The 1,400-nt window shown below is 48.4% G+C and carries 2 protein-coding genes; both read left to right on the plus strand.

Features of this window, described 5'->3' with window-relative positions:
* Nucleotides 1–169: 169 nt before the first annotated feature.
* On the plus strand, nucleotides 170–559 hold the full coding sequence (locus EK22_RS23990; protein WP_081918021.1) for a GFA family protein: 390 nt from the start codon (nucleotides 170–172) through the stop codon (nucleotides 557–559).
* A 67-nt stretch (nucleotides 560–626) separates the two neighbouring features.
* Complete coding sequence (locus tag EK22_RS24500) at nucleotides 627–944, plus strand: hypothetical protein (RefSeq protein WP_152565193.1); 318 nt, start codon at nucleotides 627–629, stop codon at nucleotides 942–944.
* Nucleotides 945–1,400: the final 456 nt, after the last annotated feature.

The raw sequence follows: 1,400 nt of genomic DNA on the forward strand, positions 1-1,400 counted from the left end.
GTCGTGGAATGATCCCTCTCAGTGAGGGCTTGAGGTTACATTCTATAAATAATCAGGCGCTGGGGCTTTTTCTCCGCGTAGCGGCTTCGTCCAACCCTGCGCTCAACACGGACGCCCTCCAGCAAGCTTCGCTTGCTTCCGGCCGCCAGTTAGCTCCACGTTATATGCTATGACTAAATACAAAGGATCGTGCCATTGCGGAAGAGTTCGCTTTGAAATTGAGGCGGAAATAGATCACCTGCGCGTTTGTGATTGCTCTATTTGCAAAAAGCGTGGGGCTTTGAATCACCGAATTCCGAAAGAGAATCTAAATTTACTTACTCCCTGGGAAGACCTTATTTTGTATCAGTGGGGAAGCAGAACGGCAAAAGATTTCTTTTGCCCTACCTGCGGCATCCTTCCTTTCAGGCGTCCAAGTGATCCAACTCCAGAGGAAATTCTCGAAGGGTCTAAGCCTTTTGATGGGTGGGCGGTAAATGTCCGTTGCTTAGACGGATTAGATTTTGAATCGATTCCAATCAAAAAAGTATATGGAAGCAAAATCAAGCATCGCACATAACATTCCGCTAAAGTGGGACGGTCGCTATCGCGCCCGCCCCTTAGCTTCACGTTGGGTATCATAGAAGATGAACGACAAGAGCAAACCTAAATGGCTTTCGTCGCTGCCCGCGCGGGCGACTGCTTGGCTTTTTATTGCTGGGTTGCTCTTAATCCAGTTATGGCCACATTTACCTCATACATCAATACAGTGGTTTCTCCTTATCGCTTTCGGGCCGCCACTTTATGTTTTGGGTGAAGGTTTTTTTGGCTGGCTGTTCTCGCCCAAGCATGGCAAAGCCATTTCAGATCGTGAGTTCTCGTTTGTTTGCGTGCTGTTGGTATTGCCCGTAATGCTCGCATTTTTTGTTTTTTGTTGGTGGGTGTCATGGCTGCTTTCTCAATAGTGCCGCCCAACCCGTCGCTCAAGCGAGACGCCGCAAAAGCGCGGCGCTCCTTAGCTCGGCGTTATGTCGCAGAGGGGTAAACAGCGGATGCAATGCAAACGCATTTCGTGGTGGTTCATCGCAATGGCACCGATCATAGGGTTTGTAATGCTAGAGGCTTGGCTTGTCGCTGACGGATACAACGGCCATTGTGGGCTATTAGATGCTGGTTGGGAGTGCAGTAAGTCAGAGCACATTTTGTATTCCCTTTTGAATCCGTTAGTTCTCCCAGTTGTTTTTATTTACTCCGTTGCATGGCTCATAGTAGTTGGGTTTGTGGCAGCTGTTGTTCGTGTGTTTCGTAGGAGGCAACGTGCAGCAACATAACGAATAAGGTTAGATTGTGTGAGCAAAGCGAACCACAATCTGAACCGGTTGTTGGACAAGCCCGGTGATCACGAATCTGACTTTATATAA

Origin of the sequence: Methylobacter sp. BBA5.1 (assembly GCF_000746145.1) — a bacterium.
Taxonomy (GTDB): Bacteria; Pseudomonadota; Gammaproteobacteria; order Methylococcales; family Methylomonadaceae; genus Methylobacter; species Methylobacter marinus.